Source organism: Nannocystis punicea (assembly GCF_026965555.1).
In the GTDB taxonomy this organism is placed as follows: Bacteria; Myxococcota_A; Polyangia; order Nannocystales; family Nannocystaceae; genus Nannocystis; species Nannocystis punicea.
On sequence record NZ_CP114040.1, the window covers coordinates 12,350,658 to 12,369,792 of the forward strand.

Sequence of the window (19,135 nt, forward strand, 5' to 3'; positions counted from 1 at the left end):
TTCGCGCCGATGCCGCCGGACGGCCGGAAGCGGCCGAGCGAGCCGGCCGCGCTCGGCAAAGCGCCCTCGCGGCTCGCTGGCCTGTCCGAGCCGCGACGAACGGCGCTCGTCTCCTCCAAAGAGGTGCGGCGTTCAGTGGTCGCGGAAGCGAGGCGAGCGCGGCGCCTCGCCTGTCCCATGCGTCATGTCTCTTCGGACATGGGATCGACGGTCGCGCCGGCGCGCTCGAAGCGGCGCCAGCGGCCGGCGATGCGGCGCTCGTGGGGCAGGTAGCGGGCCTTGTAGGCCATCGAGGGGCACTCGCGGATGTACAGGCCGAGGTAGAGGTAGCGGAGGCCCCAGGCGCGGCACAGCTCGAGCTGTTTCATGATGGAGAACACGCCGGGGGACAGCGGCTCGAAGTCGGGGTCGAAGTAGAAGTAGACGGCGGACAGGGCGTCTTCGGCGCGGTCGACGACGGCGACGCCGATCAGGCGGCCGTCGACGCGGTAGCGGAGCTCGAACGACTCGCAGCAGGTGTCGACGAGGAAGGCGCGGTAGCCGACCTCGTCGATGTCGTGGCCGTCGGCGTTGAGGTCGCGCTCGGCCTTGTGGCGGTTGTAGAGGGCGACCTTCTCGGGGGTGAGCTCGGGCGGACCGATCTCGACGTCGATGCGGTCCAGGCCGCGCCGGTAGACGCGGCGCTGGGTCTTGTCGGCCACGAAGCGGTCGACGTCGATGCGGATGGGCTCGCAGGCCTGGCAGCTCGGGCACGAGGTGCGGTAGAGCAGCACGCCCTGGCGGCGGTCGCCGACCCGCAGGCGCTCGGCGAACTCTTGCGCGGTGAGCATGCGGGTGGGTACGCGGAGCGGCATTCGAGCGTCGCGCCCCTGGAGATAGGGGCAGACGGTCGCCTCGTCGTACACGAGCAGCTCGGGCGGGTCGGCCGCGAGCAAGCGAGGGCGCCAACGCATCATCGGTCAGTATACGGGTCCTCGCCGCCGCGAGGCGCGCCATCGTGTTGTACTGGGCCGACTGGGCACTACACTCGCGGCGCATGGCCGAGCCTGAAGTCCTGGACCCCGGCGTCTGGCGGGTCCCCTACGAGACGCCGACGCTGCCGCCGGCGACGGCGACCAACACTTTGATCGTCGGCACGCGCCGCGTCGCGGTCATCGAGCCGGCCACGCCGTATGCGACTGAGCGGGCCGCGCTCGATGCGTTGCTCACGGAGCGAGCCGCGGCCGGCGCGGAGATCGTCGCCGTGCTCGTCACACACCACCACGGCGATCACATCGGCTACGCGTTCGAGCTCGCGCAGCGACTGCGCGCGCCGATCTACGCCCATTCGCTCACGGCGGCCCGGCTCGATTTCCCCGTCGACGTGACTCTGGCCGACGGCGACCGGCTCGAGCTGGACGACGGATATGTCCTTCGGGCCCTGTTCACGCCGGGCCACGCGCCGGGCCACCTCGTCTACTGCGAGGAGCGCACGGGGATCGCCTACGCCGGCGACCTCGTCGCCGGCATCGGGACGATCCTCATCGACCCTGCCGACGGGGGAGACATGTCGGCGTACCTCGATTCGCTCGCCCGCCTGGGCGCCGCGCGACCGACGGCCCTCGTCCCCTCCCACGGCCCAGTGATTACTGCGCCGCAGGAATGCCTCGAGCGCTACATCACCCATCGCAGACAGCGCGAGGGCCGGGTGCTCGCCGCCCTGCACGCCGGCGCCACGAGGATGCCCGAGCTCCTCGCCGGCGCCTACAGCGACACCCCGCGGGAGATCTGGTGGCTCGCCGAGCGGTCCCTGGACGCCCACCTGCGCAAGCTCGAGGCCGAGGGCCGGGTCCGCCGCGAGCCCGACGGTCAGTTCGTCCTGACCTGAACGGGCGCGCCGCCGTACACGCGCTTACCAGACGCGAGCTTGGCAGCGCGCAGTCGCCCGGCGCGTCGCGCGGTCGCCCTTCGCCGGCCGCTGGTGTTAGGATGGACCCGGTTATGCCCAAGGTCTTGATCGTCGAGGACAACGAACTCAGCCGGGACATGCTCTCCAGGCGACTCCGTCGCAAAGGCTACGAGGTGCTCGTCGCCGTCGACGGCGGCGAGGGTGTCGCCATGGTGAAGAAGGAGAAGCCCGACATCGTGCTGATGGACTTGAGCCTCCCCGACATGGACGGCTGGTACGCCACGCGGGTGTTGAAGGAGCACGAGGCGACCGCGAATATCCCGGTCATCGCCCTCACCGCGCACGCCATGTCCGGCGACCGCGAGAAGGCGCTCGAGGCCGGCTGCGACGACTACGACACCAAGCCGATCGACCTGCGTCGACTGCTCTCGAAGATCAACCGCTTCGTGCCCGACCCCGAGGGCGGCGCCGGCGATCCCGGCGACAGCCGGGCCGGCTGATCACCGACTCCGCGGGCGCAGCAGCGTCGTCGCGTCGCCGTCTCGCCGGCTCTTCGTGAGGCCGGCTCGCAGGCCCGACCCGACGGCGCGTTCGCGTCTGTCCTTTCCGCCATGTCATCAGGCGGCCTGCGGTCACCCGTCCGCAGGCCCGCGCGTTCGTCCGCGCGCCGATCTCCCCGGAAATCGCGCCGGGCGGCTCTGTAAAAACGCCGCAGAACCACGTCCTGACCGCCTCCTCACGCGTCCTGCGATTGACACCCCTCGCGGCCCCCTGTAACGCTCTTTTGGCACGGTTTTCCCGGGGAGAACTGCGATCACGGACGCGCACCCACATGCCGGCTCGCCCGCCGAGAGCGGGCTCGAACCCCAGGGAGAGGCCGGGGCTGTCGGCCGCCTGGCCGTCCTGCGCGCGCAGATCGAGCAGCGTTTCGGCTACTTGCCGGCCTTCTTCGAGCCGGCCTTCGCCTGTCCGGACACCCTCGCCGACCTGTGGCACGCCGCCAGACACGCCTACCTCGATTGCCCGCTGCCCGCGGTCTTCAAGGAGCTCACCCTCCTTCTCACGCTCCGCCGCGCCGGCGCCGGCCTCGTCGAGCACGCGCTCGCGCTCACCCGCCTGGGCCTCGCGCCCGCGGCCGTGCTGGCCGCCCTCGACGACCCGCGCGCCTTCATCAACCAGCTGCCGGCCGCCCGCGACGCCCTGCGCGAGCAGAACCTGCACCTCGAGACATGGCCTGAAGACCCTGTCCTTCACGACATGCTCATGCGCTGCGGCCTGGCCTTCGCCGCCGACCCGCGCGACGGCGCCGACGGTCGCGCGGCGCTGGCGGTGGCGCTGACGCCGGCGCTGTACACCCGCTGGACCGCGCTGGTGGCCTACGCCCGCAGTCGAGCCGCGTGGTTCGAGCTCCACCCCGACCTGGCGCAGCGGGTCGACCCGCCGCTGATCGAGACGCACGCGTGGCTGCTGCGCGAGGCCCCGGGGCTCGCGCGTCACTTCGGCGACCCGGCCGTCGGCGCGCGCCCGCTGGTCGCCCCGGCGCTGCTGCGGCTCATCGACGCCGTCCCGACCGGCATCCTCCAGTTCGACGCTCGCGGCGCGATCGTCATGTCCAACACCACCGCGCAGCGGCTGCTCGGGCACGGCGCCGAGGCCCTCGCCGCGCTCACGATCGAAGACCTCGAGCGCGGCGCCCTGCGCGACGACGGTCACCCGCTCGCCCCCGGCTCGCCGCTGCGGCGCTGCCTCGAGCAGGGCAAGCCGCAGCCGCCGATCACCGTCGGCCTGCGCACCGCCAAGGGCGAGCTGCTGTGGACCAACCTCACCGCCGTCCCGCTCGAGGACGACGGCCAGGGCGCGGTCATGGTCACGCTGGTCGACATCAGCGAGCGCCGCAAGATCGAGCGCGCCCTGCAGGAGAGCGAGATCAAGTACCAGCTGCTGGTCGAGGCCAGCGACGTCTTCCTGCTCTGCTTCGACCGCGACGGCGTCATCTTCCACGCCAACGAGCTGATCGCCGACCTCTTCTCGTCGACCGTCGACAGCCTGATCGGCAAGAGCCTCGGCGACCTCGCGCCCGACATGCCCGAGCTGGCCGAGGCCTACCTGGCCCGCTTCGCCCAGGTCATGGAGAGCGGGATCGGCGTCTCGGTCGAGGAGATGATCGAGGTCCGCGGCAAGAACGGGTGGTTCGCGTCGACCGTCGTGCCGCTGCGCGACTTCGACGGCGCGGTCACCGGCGTCCAGGTCGTCGCCCGCGACATCACTCGCCGCCGCCGCGCCGAGATCGCCCTGCGCGCCCGCGAGGAGCGCTCGCGCCACGACTCGCTGCACGACCCGCTGACGCGCCTGCCCAACCGCCAGGCCTTCATGGAGAAGCTCGAGGCGGCGCTGCAGGGCGTGCGTCAGGGCCGGGCCGCGTTCGCGGTGCTGTGCCTCGACCTCGACCGCTTCAAGAACATCAACGACAGCCTCGGCCACTCGATCGGCGACCGCCTGCTGATCTCGTTCGCTCGCCTGCTGCAGGACTGCGTCGGCCCCGACGACCTGCTCGCGCGCCTGTCGGGTGACGAGTTCGGGGTCCTCTTGCCCAACGTCCAGGACGCCAGCGACGCCATCCGCGTCGCCGACCGGATCCTCGGTCAGCTCAAGCAGCCGCTGTCGTTGCGCGACCAGGAGGTCTACACCTCGATCAGCGTCGGCATCACCTGGAGCGCCCTCGGCTACGAGCGCACCGAGGACATCCTGCGCGACGCCGATACCGCGATGCACCGGGCCAAGCGGCGCGGCAAGAGCCGCTACGAGCTGTTCGACGCCGACATGCACGCCGAGGCGGTCGCCCAGCTCACGCTCGAGAGCGACCTGCGGCGGGCCATCGAGCGCGGCGAGTTCGAGGTCTACTACCAGCCCGTCATCGACCTCGTCAGCGGCCAGATCAGCGGCTTCGAGGCGCTCCTGCGCTGGAACCACCCGACCCGCGGCCTGGTCCTGCCGGGCGAGTTCATCGGCTGCGCCGAGGAGACCGGCCTCATCATCCCGATCGGCGAGTGGGTCCTGCGCGAGGCCTGCGGCCAGATGCAGCGCTGGCACGCCAAGTACCCGCACCGCGAGGCGCTGTCGATCAGCGTCAACCTCTCGGGCAAGCAGTTCGCCCAGCCGGCGCTGATCGCCAAGGCCCTGCACGAGAGCATGCTCGTCCCGTCGAGCCTCAAGCTCGAGATCACCGAGAGCGTGATCATGGAAGATCCGAAGACGGCCTCCGAGCTGATCGAGCAGCTCCGGCTCGAGCAGGTCCACTCCTACGTCGACGACTTCGGCACCGGCTACTCCTCGCTCAGCTACCTGCACCGCTTCCCGATGTCGGCGCTGAAGATCGACCGCTCGTTCATCAGCAACATCGGCCCCGACGGCGAGAACGCGGAGATCGTGCGCACCATCGTCACTCTGGCGCACAACCTCGGGATGAGCGTGATCGCGGAGGGCGTCGAGACCCGGGCCCAGCTCGACCTGCTGGCCGAGATGGGCTGCGAGTTCGGCCAGGGCTACTACTTCTCGCGCCCGGTCTCGAGCGGCGTCGCCGAGTCGATGATCTCGCGCGACTGCAAGCCCTGAGGCCTCGCGCCCTCGCGAGCGCGGCTGCCGGGTCTCTGATATCGTGGTCGGATGCAGGACCTCGTCGACTGCCCGCGCTGCGAGTGCCTGGTCCGTCCGGGCGAGCCCGTCTGTCCGTTTTGTCGGGCCAACCTGCGCAGCACCGCGGCGTCGCCCTGGTGGGCGTGGACCTTCGCGCTGACTCTGGGGATGGGCCTCGTCGCCTGTGACGACAAGAACGACAAGGCGACCGCGTCCGCCAGCATGCCGTACCCCGACGGCGTCACCTACGCCGGTCCGCCGTCCGATCCGTACTACACGCCCACCACCGGCGAGTCGACCGGCACCACCACCCAGGACTCGTCGTCGGCCGGCTCGACCTCACCTGTCCCCGAGGACAGCACCACGACGACCGGCACCACCACCGACGACTCGAGCTCGTCCGCGGGCACCACCGCGACCGACGGCTCGTCGACGGGCTGAGGTTGCTCAGCGCCCGGCCGCGATCAGCTCCGGCGGCGCCTGCACCAATTCGATGAGCACCCCCTCGCCGCCGAGCGGCGCGCTGGCCTCGTCGCCGCGGGGGTGGATGAAGCACACGTCGTGGCCGGACGCGCCGCGGCGGATCCCCCCGGGGGCGAAGCGGACCCCCTGTCCCGAGAGCCAGGTAACTGCCGCGTCGAGGTCGTCGACCCACAGGCCGACGTGATTGAGCGCCGGCTCGTGCACGCGCGGCCGCTTGTCCGGGTCGATGGGCTGCATCAGGTCGACCTCGACCTGCCACGGCCCCGAGCCGGCGACGGCGATGTCCTCGTCGACGTTCTCGCGCTCGCTGCGGAAGCTGCCGACGATCGGCAGGCCGAGCAGGTCGGACCACAAGCGGCGCAGCGCCGCCTTGTCGCGGCCGCCGACTGCGATCTGCTGGATCCCGAGGACGCGGAACGGGCGGTGTTCGCTGGTCATGGCGGGCCTCAATGTAGCGCAGGCGCGACCGCGCTGTGCAGCCGCGGCTCGCCCGGATCGCCGCGCAGCACCTGCGCCTCATGAACGGCCAGCACATCGAGCCGCGCCGACAGCTCCGCCTCCGGGACCAGCTCCAGCTCTCGCGCCAGCTCGAAGTAGCTGTGGAAGTGGCGGGCCTCACACGCCAGGAGACCGCGGTACAGCTTCACCAGCCCCGGGTCCTCGAGCGTCTCCGCCAGCAGGCGCATCCGTTCGCAGCTGCGGGCCTCGATCAGCGCGCAGCACAGCAGCGTGTCGAGCAGCCGCATCGGCTCGTGCGTGCGGGCTGCGGCCATCAGCTGCGCCGCGTAGGGGCTGGGCGTCTGGCGGCGGAACTCGAGCCCGCGCGCGCGCATCACCGCCACCACCTCCTCGAAGTGGGCCAGCTCCTCGCGCGCCAGCCGCGACAGCGGCACCACCATCGCCGGCCGCTCCGGGTAGCGGAAGATCAGCGACAACGCCGTCGACGCCGCCTTCTTCTCGCAGTGGGCGTGGTCGAGGAGGATCTCCGGCAGGTGCTCGCGCGCTCGCGCGGCCCAGCGCTCATCGGTCGGCGCGGCCAGGTGCAGCATCGGCGGCGGCAGTGTACCCTGGCGCTCGCGTGCCTGCCCTGTTCCGCGTCGCGGCCGCCCTCGCGTTCGCCGCCTGCGCCGTCGCCCCCACCAATCCGCCGCCGCAGCCGCCTGGCGGCGCGCCCGCGGCCCCGCGCCTGCTCGGCACGCCCACGCGGATCCTCTCCGCCCACGCCCAGCCGCCGCCCACCGGCGACGAGCGCGAGTACTTCGGCGTCCCGGTCGGCACCCTCGTCTACCTCGTCTTCACCCGCCCGCTCGACCCCGCCGCCCTGATCCCCAGCCGCTTCGTCGTCCTCGGGCGCGACGGCACCCGGCGCGTCCCGATCGCCGCCAGCCTCGCCCCGGCCAGCGAGCGCGACGAGCTCCGCGCCCTCGAGCTCGTCATCCCCGCCCCGCAGCGCGAGCTCGTCAGCGTCACCGTCGCCGGCCAGCTGTTCGACGCCGACGGCCGCGACATCGACGGTCAGTCCGCCGACGTCGTCCCCGCCGACGCCCCGCCCTTCCCCGTCGCCGCCGAGCTCGTGTCCCGCGGGACAGATTGCCCCGCCACCTCCGGCGTCGAGGCGCCCGCCGCCGTGCGCGTGTGGTGGAGCGCCCCGGTGGCCGCGGGGGCGGCCGGCGTCCGCCTCTTGCTCGCCGACGGCCGCGCCCTCCCGCCGCTCGCGGTGGCCGACGTCACCTGCACTGCGGAGCAGCGGCTGGCCGAGCCCGCGGCGGCCTGCGACCCCGAGGACGACAGCGTCCTCGACTACTGCACCCCTGTCGGCGCCGCGATCGAGCGGGTCGAGCTCGACATCGGGGCCGCGCGCGGCCGCGGCGGCAGCCCCAGCGCCGCCGGCTCGTTGCAACTTTCGCACATGTCTTCGGGAACATGAGCTTTTCGCCATGACCCGAAGGACACGCACCATGGCGATCGCCCGCATGACGCGGTCGATCAGCGTGCCGATCATCCTCGCCTCCGGGGCCGTCGCGCTGTGCCTGGCGCTGCTGGCCGGCTGGAGCTACCTCGTGCTGCAGAACCCCGAGCTGGTGGCCGACCTCCGCGGCAACCGCTGGCTGCTGGCCGCGGGCATCGGCTCGCTGGTCGTCATCATGTTCGTGATCGTCCTCTTCACGGTCTTCCTGGTGCGGGAGATCCGCGAGGTGCGGCGGCAGACCAGCTTCATCGACTCGGTCACGCACGAGCTCAAGAGCCCGCTCGCCGCGCTCAAGCTGTGCCTGGAGACGCTGGCGCGGCCCGACCTGCCGGGCCCTCAGCACGAGCGGCTGCGGCGGATGATGCACGACGACGTCGAGCGGCTGACCGCCTTCATCGACCGCGTGCTCACGGCCACGCGCCTGGCCGGCGAGGTCCGGCCGGCGCAGCACCTCACCGACATCTCGCTGGCCGAGCTGGCGCGTCGCTGCGCCGGCGGAGTCACTCGTCGGGCCCACCTGGCCGACGACGTCGTGCGCGTCGACATCGCCCCCGAGCTGCGGATCGTCACCGACGAGGTCGCGCTGGCCGCGGTGCTCGAGAACCTCATCGACAACGCGATCAAGTACAGCGGCGACGACGTCGAGGTCATCGTCAGCGCCAGCCCCGTCGAGGCGCGCGGCCAGGTCGCGCTCGAGGTCCGCGACCGCGGGATCGGCATCCCGCGCACCCACCTGCGCCGCGTCTTCGAGCGCTTCTACCGCGTCCCCGACGAGGCCGTCCGCGAGCGCCGCGGCACCGGCCTCGGCCTCTACGTCGTCTCCGCCCTCGTCCGCTCTCTCGGCGGCCGCGCCGAGGCCCTCTCTCCCGGCCCCGGCCAGGGCACCACCCTCCGCGTCACCCTCCCCATGCGTCTCCGCTCGGCGTGAACAGCATGTCTTCCCACGACCCTGAAGATCTTCGCAGCATCGACCGCGGGCACGAACTCTTCCTGGCGGAGCAAGCGGCTTGACCGCTTCTCCCCGCCTCCTCCTCGTCGAGGACGAGCAACACCTGGCCGCCGGGCTCAAGTTGAACTTCGAGCTCGAGGGTTACGCGGTCGACCTCGCCAGCACCGCGCGACGGGCCGCGGAGCTGCTGCTCGGCGCGCGCTACGACGTCATCGTCCTCGACGTCATGCTCCCCGACACCGACGGCTTCGAGCTGTGCAAGAAGTTGCGCGAGGGCGGCAACTTCAGCCCTGTCCTCATGCTCACCGCGCGGGACGCCACCGACGACCGCGTGCGCGGCCTCGAGGTCGGCGCCGACGACTACCTCGTCAAGCCGTTCGAGCTCAGCGAGCTGCTCGCGCGGGTGCGCTCGCTGTTGCGCAGGCGCTCGTGGGAGCGCGAGCAACGCCCGCCGCAGGAGCGACCTGCGCAGGACACGACCTCCGTCGCGCCGATTCGCTTCGGCGACGCGGTCATCGACGTCGAGCGCGGCGAGGCGCGTAAGGGCGACCAGGAGGTCAAGCTCACCCGCCTCGAGTTCGACCTCGTGCGTTACTTCGCGGCCAACCCCGGGCGGGTGCTCTCGCGACAGGAGCTGCAGGAGCAGGTGTGGAAGCTGGCGAACTACCCCAACACGCGGATGGTCGACAACTTCATCATGCGCCTCCGGCGCCACTTCGAACCCGACCCGGTGAACCCCGTATATTTCGTCTCCGTACGGGGAACGGGCTACAAATTCGTCGTCCCGAGTCCGGTGACCAAACCGTGACACGAAGTGACCACTCGAGGACAGGCGCCGTTCGGCCATCTCCGGCAACTTGACCGGTGCGCATGCAGATCGACTCGCCGATCCCGATCCCCGAGAAGTACCGCGACCTCCCGCCGAAGGAGCGCCCCGGATACGACTGGGCCGGCATCGTGCCGACGGCGATCGTCCATCTGGCCCCGCTCGGCGCCCTGTGGACCGGCACCCGCTGGCAGGACTGGGCCGTGTGCTTCGCCCTCTACTTCGGGCGCATGTTCTTCGTCACCGGCTGGTACCACCGCTACTTCTCGCACCGCACCTTCAAGACCAGCCGGATCGTCCAGTTCATCGCCGCCTTCCTGACCCAGACCGCCTCGCAGCGCGGCGTGCTGTGGTGGGCCGCGCATCACCGGCATCACCACAAGTTCAGCGATCTGCCGTGGGACACCCACTCGCCGATCCAGCGCGGCTTCTGGTACTCGCACATCGGCTGGATCTACGAGAAGAACGCCGGCGACACCGACTACAACAAGATCCGCGACCTCGCCAAGTACCCCGAGCTCCGCTGGCTCGACAAGTACTGGTACGTCCCCCCGACCGCCCTCGGCGTCCTCATCTTCTTCACCATGGGCTTGTCGGGCCTGCTCATCGCCTTCGCGCTCAGCACCACCCTGCTGTGGCACGGCACCTTCACCATCAACTCGCTCTCCCACGTGTTCGGCAAGCGCCGCTTCGAGACCGGCGACACCAGCCGTAACAACTGGCTGCTGGCGCTCGTCACCCTCGGCGAGGGCTGGCACAACAACCACCACCACTACATGGGCTCGACCCGCCAGGGCTTCTACTGGTGGGAGATCGACATCACCTACTACATCCTCAAGGCCATGAGCTGGGTCGGCCTCGTGTGGGACCTGCGACCTGTCCCCGAGACTATCCTCGCCGAGGGCCGCCGCAAGGGCCCCCCGGCCCCTGCCGCCGCGGACGCGACCACCGACCTCCGCGACGCCCTCGACGCCGCGCTCCCCGACCAGGCCTGAGCACCTGCCCCGAGAGCCAGGCTACTTCGCCGCCTCTCGGGCGACCTCGGAACCTGCCCCGAGGGCCAGGCCGCTCGGCCACTGCCTCGGGCCTGCTCGCCGCTCCAAGAACCTCAGGGCCGCGCCCCGATCGTCACCTGCACGTGGGCGCCGCGCGCCAGCCCGAGCGTCACCGTCGTCTTCGCCGGCGCGTGCGTCAGCGCCGGGAACAAGTAGCTGTTCGGACCCTGCACGTCCTGCCCGTCGACGCTGACGATCTCGTCGCCGACCGCCACGCCCGCCAGCGCTGCCGGCCCTCTGGGCCGCACGTGGGCCACGATCCACCGCCGCTTCGTCGGATCTTCGCCGGAAGCCGGCTCGCGGGTCGTGAGGCCGAGGTCGCCCGGCGGCTCGCCGGTGGCGATCCGCTTGCGCGCCAGGCGGATCGGCGGCAGCTCGACCGTCGACGCCTCGGCCGACAGCATGGTCGGCATCGACGACCAGCCGAACTCTCCGGTCGCGCTCTGGGGTGACACGCTCACCTGTACCAGGCCGGTCGGTGCGTTGCGGAACTCGAAGCGACCTGACTCATCGGTCAGGTTGTGCTTGCCGTCCTGCGGGCTCGACCCCGAGCCGCCGCCCGACACCATGACAGTCAGCCCCGGCACCGGCTTGCCCTCGAGGTCGACCACAGTCCCACGCACCGTCACTCTCGGCGCCAGCTCGATGCGAACCCCCGACAGCTCCTCCCCGGCCGTCACCTTCACCATCGTCTCCGCGTTGCCGGCCCCCGAGCTGACCTGCACCTTGAACTCGCCCGCCGGCACCTCGGGGAAGCTCCACGCCCCGTTCGTGCGGTAGAACTGATCGTTGCGGCGGTACCCGCTCGCCGCATCGTGGATCACCACCTGAAACTCCTCCGGCGCCCCGCCGCCCGGTAGCGCCACCATGCCCGCCAGCCGAGCCGCGGGCGGCAGCGTCAGAGTCACCTCGCTCCCGATCGCCACGTGCTCGAGGATCGCCTCGGCGCCGTAGCGACGGTGCGCCCGCAGCGTGTGCTTCCCGTCGCTCAGGTCGGTCAGGGTGAACCGCCCCTCGGCGTCGGTGAGGTTGGGCCGCTTGCCGAAGGTCCACCGCGCCTCGCGCGAGCCGCTGCCCTTCGCCGCCCCCGCGCTGTCCGACTCGCGCCCCACGTCGACGAACGCGTCCGCCACCGGCGCGCCGTGTTCATCGCGCACCACCCCCGAGATCTTCCCGGACGCGCTCGCCACCACCAGGTTCACCGTCGTCACCGCGTCCGCGCGCACCTCGATCTTCTCGCCCTGGACGTCGTCGTCGCTCGTCCCCGGCGCCCGCAGCTTCTCCCAGCCCTTCTGCACCTCGGCCCGGTACTCGCCCGCGCCCACGTGCTCGATGCGAAACGCCCCGTCGTCCGCCACCGTCCTCGAGAACCGGTTCGCCCCGCCGCTCAGCGACACCGACGCCCCGCGCACCGGCTTGCCGTTCGCGTCGCGCACCGTCCCCCGCACCTCGCCGACCGCCGGCAGCTCGATCCGCACCCCCTCGACGTCCTGTCCCTTGGGCAAGGCCACCTCCAGCGGCCTCGGCGCCGCGCGCGGGGGCTCCCACGCCGAGACCACCACCTCGTACAGGCCCGGCAGCAGCCCCGCCACCTCGAAGCGCCCGCTCGCATCGGTGCTTCCGCCGAACGACACGATCCGCTGCGCGTGCGGTCGGCCGGGGTCCGGCTTCGAGCCCGCGTTCACGGTCATTTTTTCCACCGGCCGCCCCCGCGCGTCGACCACCACGCCCCGGATCGACCGCCCGCGCGTCACCTTCCACTGGACCCCGGACAGGCTGCGGTCCACGACCTTCACGGCTTCGTACATGTCCTCCGGGACATGTCCTTCGCACCTCACGTCGACCTTGTACTCGCCTGGTCGTAGCCCTTTCAGGCGCACCACTCCGTCCCCCTCGAGCCCCGCGTACGTCGAGCGACCGCTCGCCCCGTCGCGCAACATCACCGACCCGAAGTCGCAATCACCGCCGCCCTCGATCACCACCCGACCCTCGACGAAGAACGCCGGGTGCGCCGGGATCACCAGCGGCTCCGAGGTCTCCCCCAGCCCCAGCATCACCAGCTCGTCCGCCTGCCCGAACACCTCGTCGGACGCCGCGCTCGGCTTGTACGCCCCCGGCTGCAGCGCATCGAGCCGGAACACCCCCTGGGCGTCGGTCATCGTCGACGCCCAGCTCGCTCCGCCGCTCGAGACGCGCACGTCCGCGAGCGGCTCGTTGCTGCCCGCGCGCACCACCTTGCCGACCAGCACCGCCTCGGGCGTCATGAAGATCTCGTAGAAGTGCCCCGGCGCCACCCCGTTGTCGCGAGCCGGCGCATAGCCCTCGGCCACGGCCTGCAGCCCGACCTCCCCCGGCCTCACCCACATCGAGAACTCGCCCTCGGGCCCGGTGACGCCGGCCGATTGACGATGCCCCATGAGCCGGGCGCCCTCGATGGGCCCGCCGCTCAGATCTTTCACCACGCCCCGGACCTCGACGCCGCCGTCCGCGAGCTCGATGTCGACGCCGAGCAGCTCCATCCCCGCCCGCAGATCGATCCACTCGCGCCGGCCCGGTCCCTCTCCGCGCGTGTGCAGCGTCGGCATGAAGCCCGGCGCCGAGCCGATCACCTCGTGACGCACCCCGAACAGCCCCGCGATCCGGTAGTGCCCGTCGCGTTCACTCGTCACGCAGGCCGGCCGTCGCCGCTCTTCCGCGGTCAGCCGCTCGGAAGTCGTCACCGCGCACACCTGCGCCCCCGCGACCGGCCGCCCTTTCGCGTCCTTCACGAACCCCGAGACCGACGCCCGCGCGCCCAGCCGCGGCTCGAGCACCAGCGCCGGCACCTCCGCCCGTCCGCCCCCCGCCGTCGCCTGCACCGGCGCGTCGACGACCTCGTTCGCCGCGGACAGAGCCCCATCGTCCCCTTCGCGCAACCACCACAGCACCCCTCCGATCACCACCACCAGCGCCGCACCGACGACTCTCCCCCGCATCTCGTCACTCCTTCGACCTGGTCTTCGGGACATCTTCATCCTCGACCGCGGGGCGAGACTCGCCCCGCGAACCCCCTATTCCCGGCCCGCCCGCGCCCTTGCCGACACATGTCCCGGGGGACATATGATTCACGGCGCCTTGCCGGCCGTCACCGACGCGCTCTTCCCGTTCGCCAGCCCGAGCGTCAGCGTCGTGCCCTCGAGCACCTCCGTCAGCGTCTCGTACAGATAGAAGTTCGCCCCCGTCACGTCCTGGCCGTCGACGCTGGTGATCTGGTCGCCGAGCTGCACCCCGGCCGTCGCCGCCGGGCTGCCGGGGCGCACGTGCGCCACGATCAGCTGCCGCGTCAACGGATCGGCCCCCGGCTCCGGCTCCTTGAGCTTGATCCCCAGGTAACCGGTGGCCTCTCCTCCTTTCACCCGCTTGCGCGCCACCTTGATCGGCGCCAGCTCCGTCACCGCCGCGTCGGCCGACAGCGTCACCGGCACCGTCGTCCACGAGAACTCGTCGCTGGCCCACGAGCGCGGGGTCACGTTCACCTCGACCTTGCCGGTCGGCGAGTTCAACAATTCGAAGCGACCTTGTTCGTCGGTCACGTAGCGCTTGTCCTCGTCGCCGCCGCTGCCCGACCACGTGCCCGGCGCCGCGACGTAGACGTTCAGCCCCGCGATCGGCTTGCCCTCGGTGTCCACCACCGTCCCACGCACGGTCACCTTCGGCGCCAGCTCGATGCGGACCCCGGTGGTGTCCTTGCCCGCGCTCATCGACGCCTGCACCTCCGCCGTGCCCGGGCCCGCCGACACGCTCACCTTGTACTGCCCGGGCGGCAGCTCCGGCAGGCTCCACGCTCCCCCCGTGCGGTAGAACTGGTCGCTGCGATGAAAGCCCGTCGTCTCGTCGGTCGCCACGATCGTGAACTCGTCGGGCACCGCCCCGCCGCGCACGTTCACCGTGCCGGACATCCGCCCCGCCGACGCGATCGTCACCACCACGTCGCTGCCGAGCTCCACGTGCTCGACGATCCCCTCACCGCCGCCCTTGCGGTGCGCGCGGAGCGTGTGCTTCCCCGTCGGCAACCGCTCGAGCGTGAACTTCCCGTCCTGGTCGGTCAGGTTCGGCTTCTCGAGGAAGTCACCCCAGCGGCCTTGACGGATCCCCGACCCCGCCGACTTCGCCGCGCTGTCCGACTCGCGCGTCGCCTCGATGAACGCGTCCGCCACCGGCCCACCGTCCTCGTCGCGCACCACCCCGCTGATCCGCCCCGACGCGCTCTCGACCACCAGCTTCACCGTCGCTACCTTGCCCTCGCGCACCTCGGCCCGTTCGCCCTGCACGTCGTCGTCGCTGGTCCCCGGCGCGCGCATCGTCTCACCCCACCAGCCGAGCCGCGCGGTGATGCGGTAGTCCCCGCCGGCCAGGCTGGGGAAGTGAAAGGTCCCGTCGTCCTTCGAGTTCTCGAACTGCCAGTGCACCCCGTCGCTGGCGGCGATCTTCGCGGCCGAGATCGGGTTCCCCTTCGGATCGCGCACCGACCCGCGCACCTCGCCGGTCGCCGGCAGCTCGATCCGCACCCCCGTCGCGTCCTTGCCCTTCGGCACCTCCACGATCGTCGGCTTGGCCGGCGTCGCTTGCCGTCCCCACGAGTCGACCGACAGCTCGTACGTCCCCGGCAACAGCCCTGCCAGCTCGAAGCGGCCCTGCGCGTCGGTCTCGGGGCCCCACACGTTCGCCGTCTGGTGCGCGCGCGGCTGGCTCGGGTCCGGCTTGAGCGACGCCTCGAGGTGCATCTTGGGCGCCGGCTTGCCGCTCGCGAGGACCACCACTCCGCGGATCGACTGCCCCTTCGACACGTCCCAGCGGAGGCCCGTCACGCTCTTGTCGACGACCTTCACTCGCTCGTAGCGCTCGGCCGACACGAACCCGCGGCAGCGCGCCTCGACCTGATAATCACCGGGTAACACCCCGCGCTTGCGCACCACCCCGTCGCTCTGGACCGACATCCACGCCTCGCGCCCCTGCGCCGAGTCTCGGATGACCACCGTGCCGTCGTCGCAGCTCCCGCCGCCCTCGGTCACGATCTTGCCCTCGACGGTGAAGGCCGGGTGCGCCTCGATCACGATCGAAGCCGACGTCTCGCCGAGCCCGAGGATCACCTGCTCCTTCGCCAGCCCGAGCGCGTCATCGGCCTCGGCCCGCGGCTTGTAGGCGCCGGGCTCGAGCCCCTCGATGCGGAACTCGCCGTTCGCGTCGGTGTACGCCGACTTCGGCATGAAGCCCCAGTTGCCCGCCACCGCCGTCACCTGCGCGCCCTCGACCGGCTCGCCGCCCTCGCCCGCGCGCACGACCTTGCCGATCAGCACCGCCTCGGGCGTCAGGAACAGCTCGAACTCGTGGCCCGGCGCCCCGCCCTCCTCGTTGCCCATCGCATAACCTTCGGCGCTCGCCGAGACCCAGACGGACCCCTCCTTCACCCACGCCGAGAACGACCCGTCGGCCGCGGTCCACGTGAAGGTCGCGTCGGCCGCGACCTGAGCGCCCTCGACCGGTCCGCCGCTCAGGTCCTTGACGAACCCGTGGATCTCCACGCCACCGTCCTGAAGCGCGATGTCGATGCCCTGCGCCTCCATCTTCGGCCGCAGGTCGATCCAGTCGCGCCGGCTCGCCCCCTCGCCATGGAAGTACTTCCCCGGCGCGAAGCCTGCCGCGCTCGCCAGCACCGCGTAGCGCACCGGGAACAGCCCCTCGATCCGGTAGTGCCCGTCGCGCTCGGTCTTCGCGCAGCTCGGTCGCTCCTTGTCCTTCGTCGCCAGCTCGTTCGCGTGGGTGGTCGCGCACACCTGCGCTCCGGCCACCGGCTGACCTTGAGGATCTCGCACCGTCCCCGCGATCGCCGCCCGGTCGGCGAAGCGCGGGTTCAGCACCAGCTCCGGCCGCACCTCCGGCAAGCTGGCCGCGATCGCCTGCGCCGGCCCCTCGCCACGCTCCTCCGCCGCCGGCACCGCCGCGCCCCCGGCTCCGCTCTGCCACCACCATAACGCGGCCCCGGCCAGACCCGCGACCACCAGCAATACCGGCCCTGTCCCTCGCGCTTTCTCTTCCTGTCTCACGCAATACCTGGCCTTTCAGACATGCCCATATCTGCATGTCTCGAGACACATGTCATCCGTGCGCCCCCGTCGCCACCGCTCGCATCGGCGGCGAAAAACTCCGCTCGGCATCGGTGGTCGCGAGCCCACGCCGCCCACTCATCGACGTCCCTCCGAGCGATCCTCCGGCCGAGAGCGCGATGTCGATCACCACGCGGACCTCGCAATCGCAGATCCCCGGCACGCTCACCGTCGCCGTCTCCGACCCCACGTCGCAGCCGAGCTCGCCTCTCGCTCGAGACCTGGGCCGAGGTCGCGCGGACGCGCCCATCTGCGCCCGTCCCCGTCCGTCTCGCCGTGTCCCCGGAAAGCCCGCTCGATCGCCCGCGCCGCCATGCCGGGCGGCCGTTGCCTCGAACTGTCGCACTCGTGAATTCAGGGCCGTGGGCACGCGCGTCTCTCGTCTCGGCGACGTGTCATTCGGGACATGTGATTTTTCCGCTACGCACGAAGGCCCGCGGATGTTCCGGGTGACATACGCAGGAGCGGGGGTCCACGATCTCACTTCCGGTCGGATGCTATCGCCTCGTCGCGGCGGCTTCCTGCGGCTCGGCCCGAGCCTGAGCACGGCGTCCGCGCCGCGCCGTGGACGCTGGGGAATTCCGTCGCTGCGATGCGAAGAAAGATCTCGCCGGCGATCTGCGTGCGCTGCGAGATCGGCCCCCAGGGAGCTCTGGCCCCCAGTTCCGTCGACTTCGATCCATGACCGCGGCGGCGCCGCCCTGGCCCGGCCGTGCTGGCACCGGGCGATCAAAGGTGCCACCGTCACCGGGGATGAGGGTCATCCACGCCGCCGACCTGCACATCGACAGCCCGCTCCGCGGGCTCGGTCGCATCGAGGGCGCGCCCGTCGACGACATCCGTCTGGCCACCCGACGCGCCTTCAGCCGCCTCGTCGACACCTGTCTCGAAGACCAGGCCGCCCTCCTGATCCTCGCCGGCGACGTGTTCGACGGCGAGTGGCGCGACTTCAACACCGGCCTCTTCTTCGTCCGCGAGCTCGCCCGCCTGCGCGACGTCGGCACCCGCGTCGTCATGGTCCGCGGCAACCACGACGCCGAGTCCGTGCTCGCCCGCCACATCCCCCTGCCCGAGCACGTCCACACCTTCCCCGCCGAGGCCGCCGGCACCCTCGAGCTGCCCGCCCTCGGCCTCGCCGTCCACGGCCAGAGCTACGGCAACCGCAGCGTCGAGGACAACCTCGCCGAGTACTACCCCGACCGTCGGCGCGACCTCCTCAACATCGGCGTCCTCCACACCAACGCCATCGGCGCCGCCGAGCACAGCAACTACGCCCCCTGCACCGTCCAGCAGCTCGTGCGCCGCGGCTACGACTACTGGGCTTTGGGACATGTCCACAAGCGCAGCATCCTGCACACCGACCCGTGGGTCGTCTACCCCGGCAACCTGCAGGGCCGCCACGCCAACGAGGCCGGCGCGCGCGGCTGCACCGTCCTCGACATCGACAACCTGAAGATCCGCAGCGTCGCCCACCGCGACCTCGACGTCCTCCGCTGGGCCGAGATCTCGCTCGCCGCCGCCGCCGCCGCCGACACCGACGACCTCCTCGGCACCCTGCGCATGCGCCTGCAGCAGATCGTGTTCGAGGCCGGCGGTCGCCCCGTCCTCGCGCGCGTCCTCGTCGACGGCGCCACTCACTTGCACGCCCGCCTCGCCGCGCACCCCGAGCCGTTCGCCGCCCAGGCGCGGGCGATCGCCGCCGACCTCGGCGACGTGTGGATCGAGCAAGTCCGCTTCCGCACCCGCCCGCCCGCCGAGACCGAGCACGGCGAGCTGCTCGCCCTGCATCAAGCCCTGCGCGACGAGCTCCTGGCCCTCGCCGCCGACCCGCAGCGCCTCGCCGAATACGGCCCCGCCCTCGCCCCGCTCGGCGCCCTCGTCGCCCCCTACCTCGGCGTCCGCCCCGACGACCCCGAACACCTCGCCGCCCGCCTCCCCGAGGTCGAAGCCCTCCTCCTCGGCCTCCTCGCCCCCGACCTCCCGCCCTCGCGCCCCGCCGCGCACGTCCCCCCGCAAGACCCGGCCCCCCTCCGCGCCAGCGAACACCCCGAGGTCCAATGACCCGGCGCGGCCCAGGCCTCCGCTCGCCCGCACGACGGGCGAGCCCCGGCGCTCGCTCGTCCACGGTGCCATCCACACGCGCCGCTCACCCACATGTCTCTTCAGACATGTCCTACAAGCCATCCGCA

The 19,135-nt window shown here is 71.6% G+C and carries 14 protein-coding genes; 9 read left to right on the forward strand and 5 right to left on the reverse strand.

Going from position 1 to position 19,135, the window contains the following annotated elements; genetic code table 11:
• Positions 1 to 182: 182 nt before the first annotated feature.
• Positions 183 to 953: an arginyltransferase gene (locus O0S08_RS47565; RefSeq protein WP_269036201.1), complete on the reverse strand. Its 771-nt coding sequence runs from the start codon at positions 951 to 953 to the stop codon at positions 183 to 185.
• Positions 954 to 1,036: 83 nt separating this feature from the next.
• Here O0S08_RS47565 and O0S08_RS47570 point away from each other — a divergent pair, with 83 nt between their 5' ends.
• The 4 genes from O0S08_RS47570 to O0S08_RS47585 all read left to right on the forward strand — a co-directional run bounded on the left by O0S08_RS47570 (position 1,037) and on the right by O0S08_RS47585 (position 5,962).
• The gene (locus O0S08_RS47570; RefSeq protein WP_269036202.1) at positions 1,037 to 1,867 is read left to right on the forward strand and encodes an MBL fold metallo-hydrolase; all 831 of its coding nucleotides are present in this window, start codon (positions 1,037 to 1,039) and stop codon (positions 1,865 to 1,867) included.
• A 113-nt stretch (positions 1,868 to 1,980) separates the two neighbouring features.
• On the forward strand, positions 1,981 to 2,388 hold the full coding sequence (locus O0S08_RS47575) for a response regulator (RefSeq protein ID WP_269036203.1): 408 nt from the start codon (positions 1,981 to 1,983) through the stop codon (positions 2,386 to 2,388).
• A 436-nt stretch (positions 2,389 to 2,824) separates the two neighbouring features.
• Entirely contained in the window at positions 2,825 to 5,500 is a 2,676-nt protein-coding gene (locus O0S08_RS47580; protein WP_269036204.1) for a putative bifunctional diguanylate cyclase/phosphodiesterase, read from the forward strand.
• A gap of 51 nt (positions 5,501 to 5,551) precedes the next feature.
• Positions 5,552 to 5,962, forward strand: coding sequence for a hypothetical protein (locus tag O0S08_RS47585; protein WP_269036205.1), 411 nt, complete (start codon positions 5,552 to 5,554; stop codon positions 5,960 to 5,962).
• A gap of 6 nt (positions 5,963 to 5,968) precedes the next feature.
• Here O0S08_RS47585 and O0S08_RS47590 read toward each other — a convergent pair whose 3' ends face one another.
• Positions 5,969 to 6,442, reverse strand: coding sequence for a VOC family protein (locus O0S08_RS47590; protein WP_269036206.1), 474 nt, complete (start codon positions 6,440 to 6,442; stop codon positions 5,969 to 5,971).
• Between the two features lie 8 nt (positions 6,443 to 6,450).
• Positions 6,451 to 7,053: a MiaE family protein gene (locus O0S08_RS47595; RefSeq protein WP_269036207.1), complete on the reverse strand. Its 603-nt coding sequence runs from the start codon at positions 7,051 to 7,053 to the stop codon at positions 6,451 to 6,453.
• A 29-nt stretch (positions 7,054 to 7,082) separates the two neighbouring features.
• Here O0S08_RS47595 and O0S08_RS47600 point away from each other — a divergent pair, with 29 nt between their 5' ends.
• From O0S08_RS47600 to O0S08_RS47615, 4 genes are all read left to right on the forward strand, one after another.
• Positions 7,083 to 7,931 carry a hypothetical protein gene (locus O0S08_RS47600; RefSeq protein WP_269036208.1) on the forward strand — a complete coding sequence of 283 codons (849 nt, stop codon included), beginning with the start codon at positions 7,083 to 7,085 and terminating at the stop codon, positions 7,929 to 7,931.
• 10 nt (positions 7,932 to 7,941) lie between these two features.
• On the forward strand, positions 7,942 to 8,901 hold the full coding sequence (locus O0S08_RS47605) for a sensor histidine kinase (protein ID WP_269036209.1): 960 nt from the start codon (positions 7,942 to 7,944) through the stop codon (positions 8,899 to 8,901).
• 79 nt (positions 8,902 to 8,980) lie between these two features.
• Entirely contained in the window at positions 8,981 to 9,730 is a 750-nt protein-coding gene (locus O0S08_RS47610) for a response regulator transcription factor (protein WP_269036210.1), read from the forward strand.
• 62 nt (positions 9,731 to 9,792) lie between these two features.
• Entirely contained in the window at positions 9,793 to 10,743 is a 951-nt protein-coding gene (locus tag O0S08_RS47615; RefSeq protein WP_269036211.1) for an acyl-CoA desaturase, read from the forward strand.
• A gap of 113 nt (positions 10,744 to 10,856) precedes the next feature.
• Here O0S08_RS47615 and O0S08_RS47620 read toward each other — a convergent pair whose 3' ends face one another.
• Positions 10,857 to 13,778 carry a carboxypeptidase regulatory-like domain-containing protein gene (locus tag O0S08_RS47620; RefSeq protein ID WP_269036212.1) on the reverse strand — a complete coding sequence of 974 codons (2,922 nt, stop codon included), beginning with the start codon at positions 13,776 to 13,778 and terminating at the stop codon, positions 10,857 to 10,859.
• 129 nt (positions 13,779 to 13,907) lie between these two features.
• Entirely contained in the window at positions 13,908 to 16,886 is a 2,979-nt protein-coding gene (locus O0S08_RS47625; protein WP_269036213.1) for a carboxypeptidase regulatory-like domain-containing protein, read from the reverse strand.
• A gap of 813 nt (positions 16,887 to 17,699) precedes the next feature.
• Here O0S08_RS47625 and O0S08_RS47630 point away from each other — a divergent pair.
• On the forward strand, positions 17,700 to 19,007 hold the full coding sequence (locus O0S08_RS47630; protein ID WP_269036214.1) for a metallophosphoesterase family protein: 1,308 nt from the start codon (positions 17,700 to 17,702) through the stop codon (positions 19,005 to 19,007).
• The last annotated feature ends 128 nt before the right edge of the window (positions 19,008 to 19,135 follow it).

What these genes read in the sequence shown, in the direction of transcription:
- O0S08_RS47565 (WP_269036201.1), bottom strand. Translation starts at nt 953, where the DNA reads ATGCGTTGGCGCCCTCGCTTGCTCGCGGCCGACCCGCCCGAGCTGCTC.
- O0S08_RS47570 (WP_269036202.1), top strand. Translation starts at nt 1,037, where the DNA reads ATGGCCGAGCCTGAAGTCCTGGACCCCGGCGTCTGGCGGGTCCCCTAC.
- O0S08_RS47575 (WP_269036203.1), top strand. Translation starts at nt 1,981, where the DNA reads ATGCCCAAGGTCTTGATCGTCGAGGACAACGAACTCAGCCGGGACATG.
- O0S08_RS47585 (WP_269036205.1), top strand. Translation starts at nt 5,552, where the DNA reads ATGCAGGACCTCGTCGACTGCCCGCGCTGCGAGTGCCTGGTCCGTCCG.
- O0S08_RS47590 (WP_269036206.1), bottom strand. Translation starts at nt 6,442, where the DNA reads ATGACCAGCGAACACCGCCCGTTCCGCGTCCTCGGGATCCAGCAGATC.
- O0S08_RS47595 (WP_269036207.1), bottom strand. Translation starts at nt 7,053, where the DNA reads ATGCTGCACCTGGCCGCGCCGACCGATGAGCGCTGGGCCGCGCGAGCG.
- O0S08_RS47605 (WP_269036209.1), top strand. Translation starts at nt 7,942, where the DNA reads ATGACCCGAAGGACACGCACCATGGCGATCGCCCGCATGACGCGGTCG.
- O0S08_RS47615 (WP_269036211.1), top strand. Translation starts at nt 9,793, where the DNA reads ATGCAGATCGACTCGCCGATCCCGATCCCCGAGAAGTACCGCGACCTC.
- O0S08_RS47620 (WP_269036212.1), bottom strand. Translation starts at nt 13,778, where the DNA reads ATGCGGGGGAGAGTCGTCGGTGCGGCGCTGGTGGTGGTGATCGGAGGG.
- O0S08_RS47630 (WP_269036214.1), top strand. Translation starts at nt 17,700, where the DNA reads ATGAGGGTCATCCACGCCGCCGACCTGCACATCGACAGCCCGCTCCGC.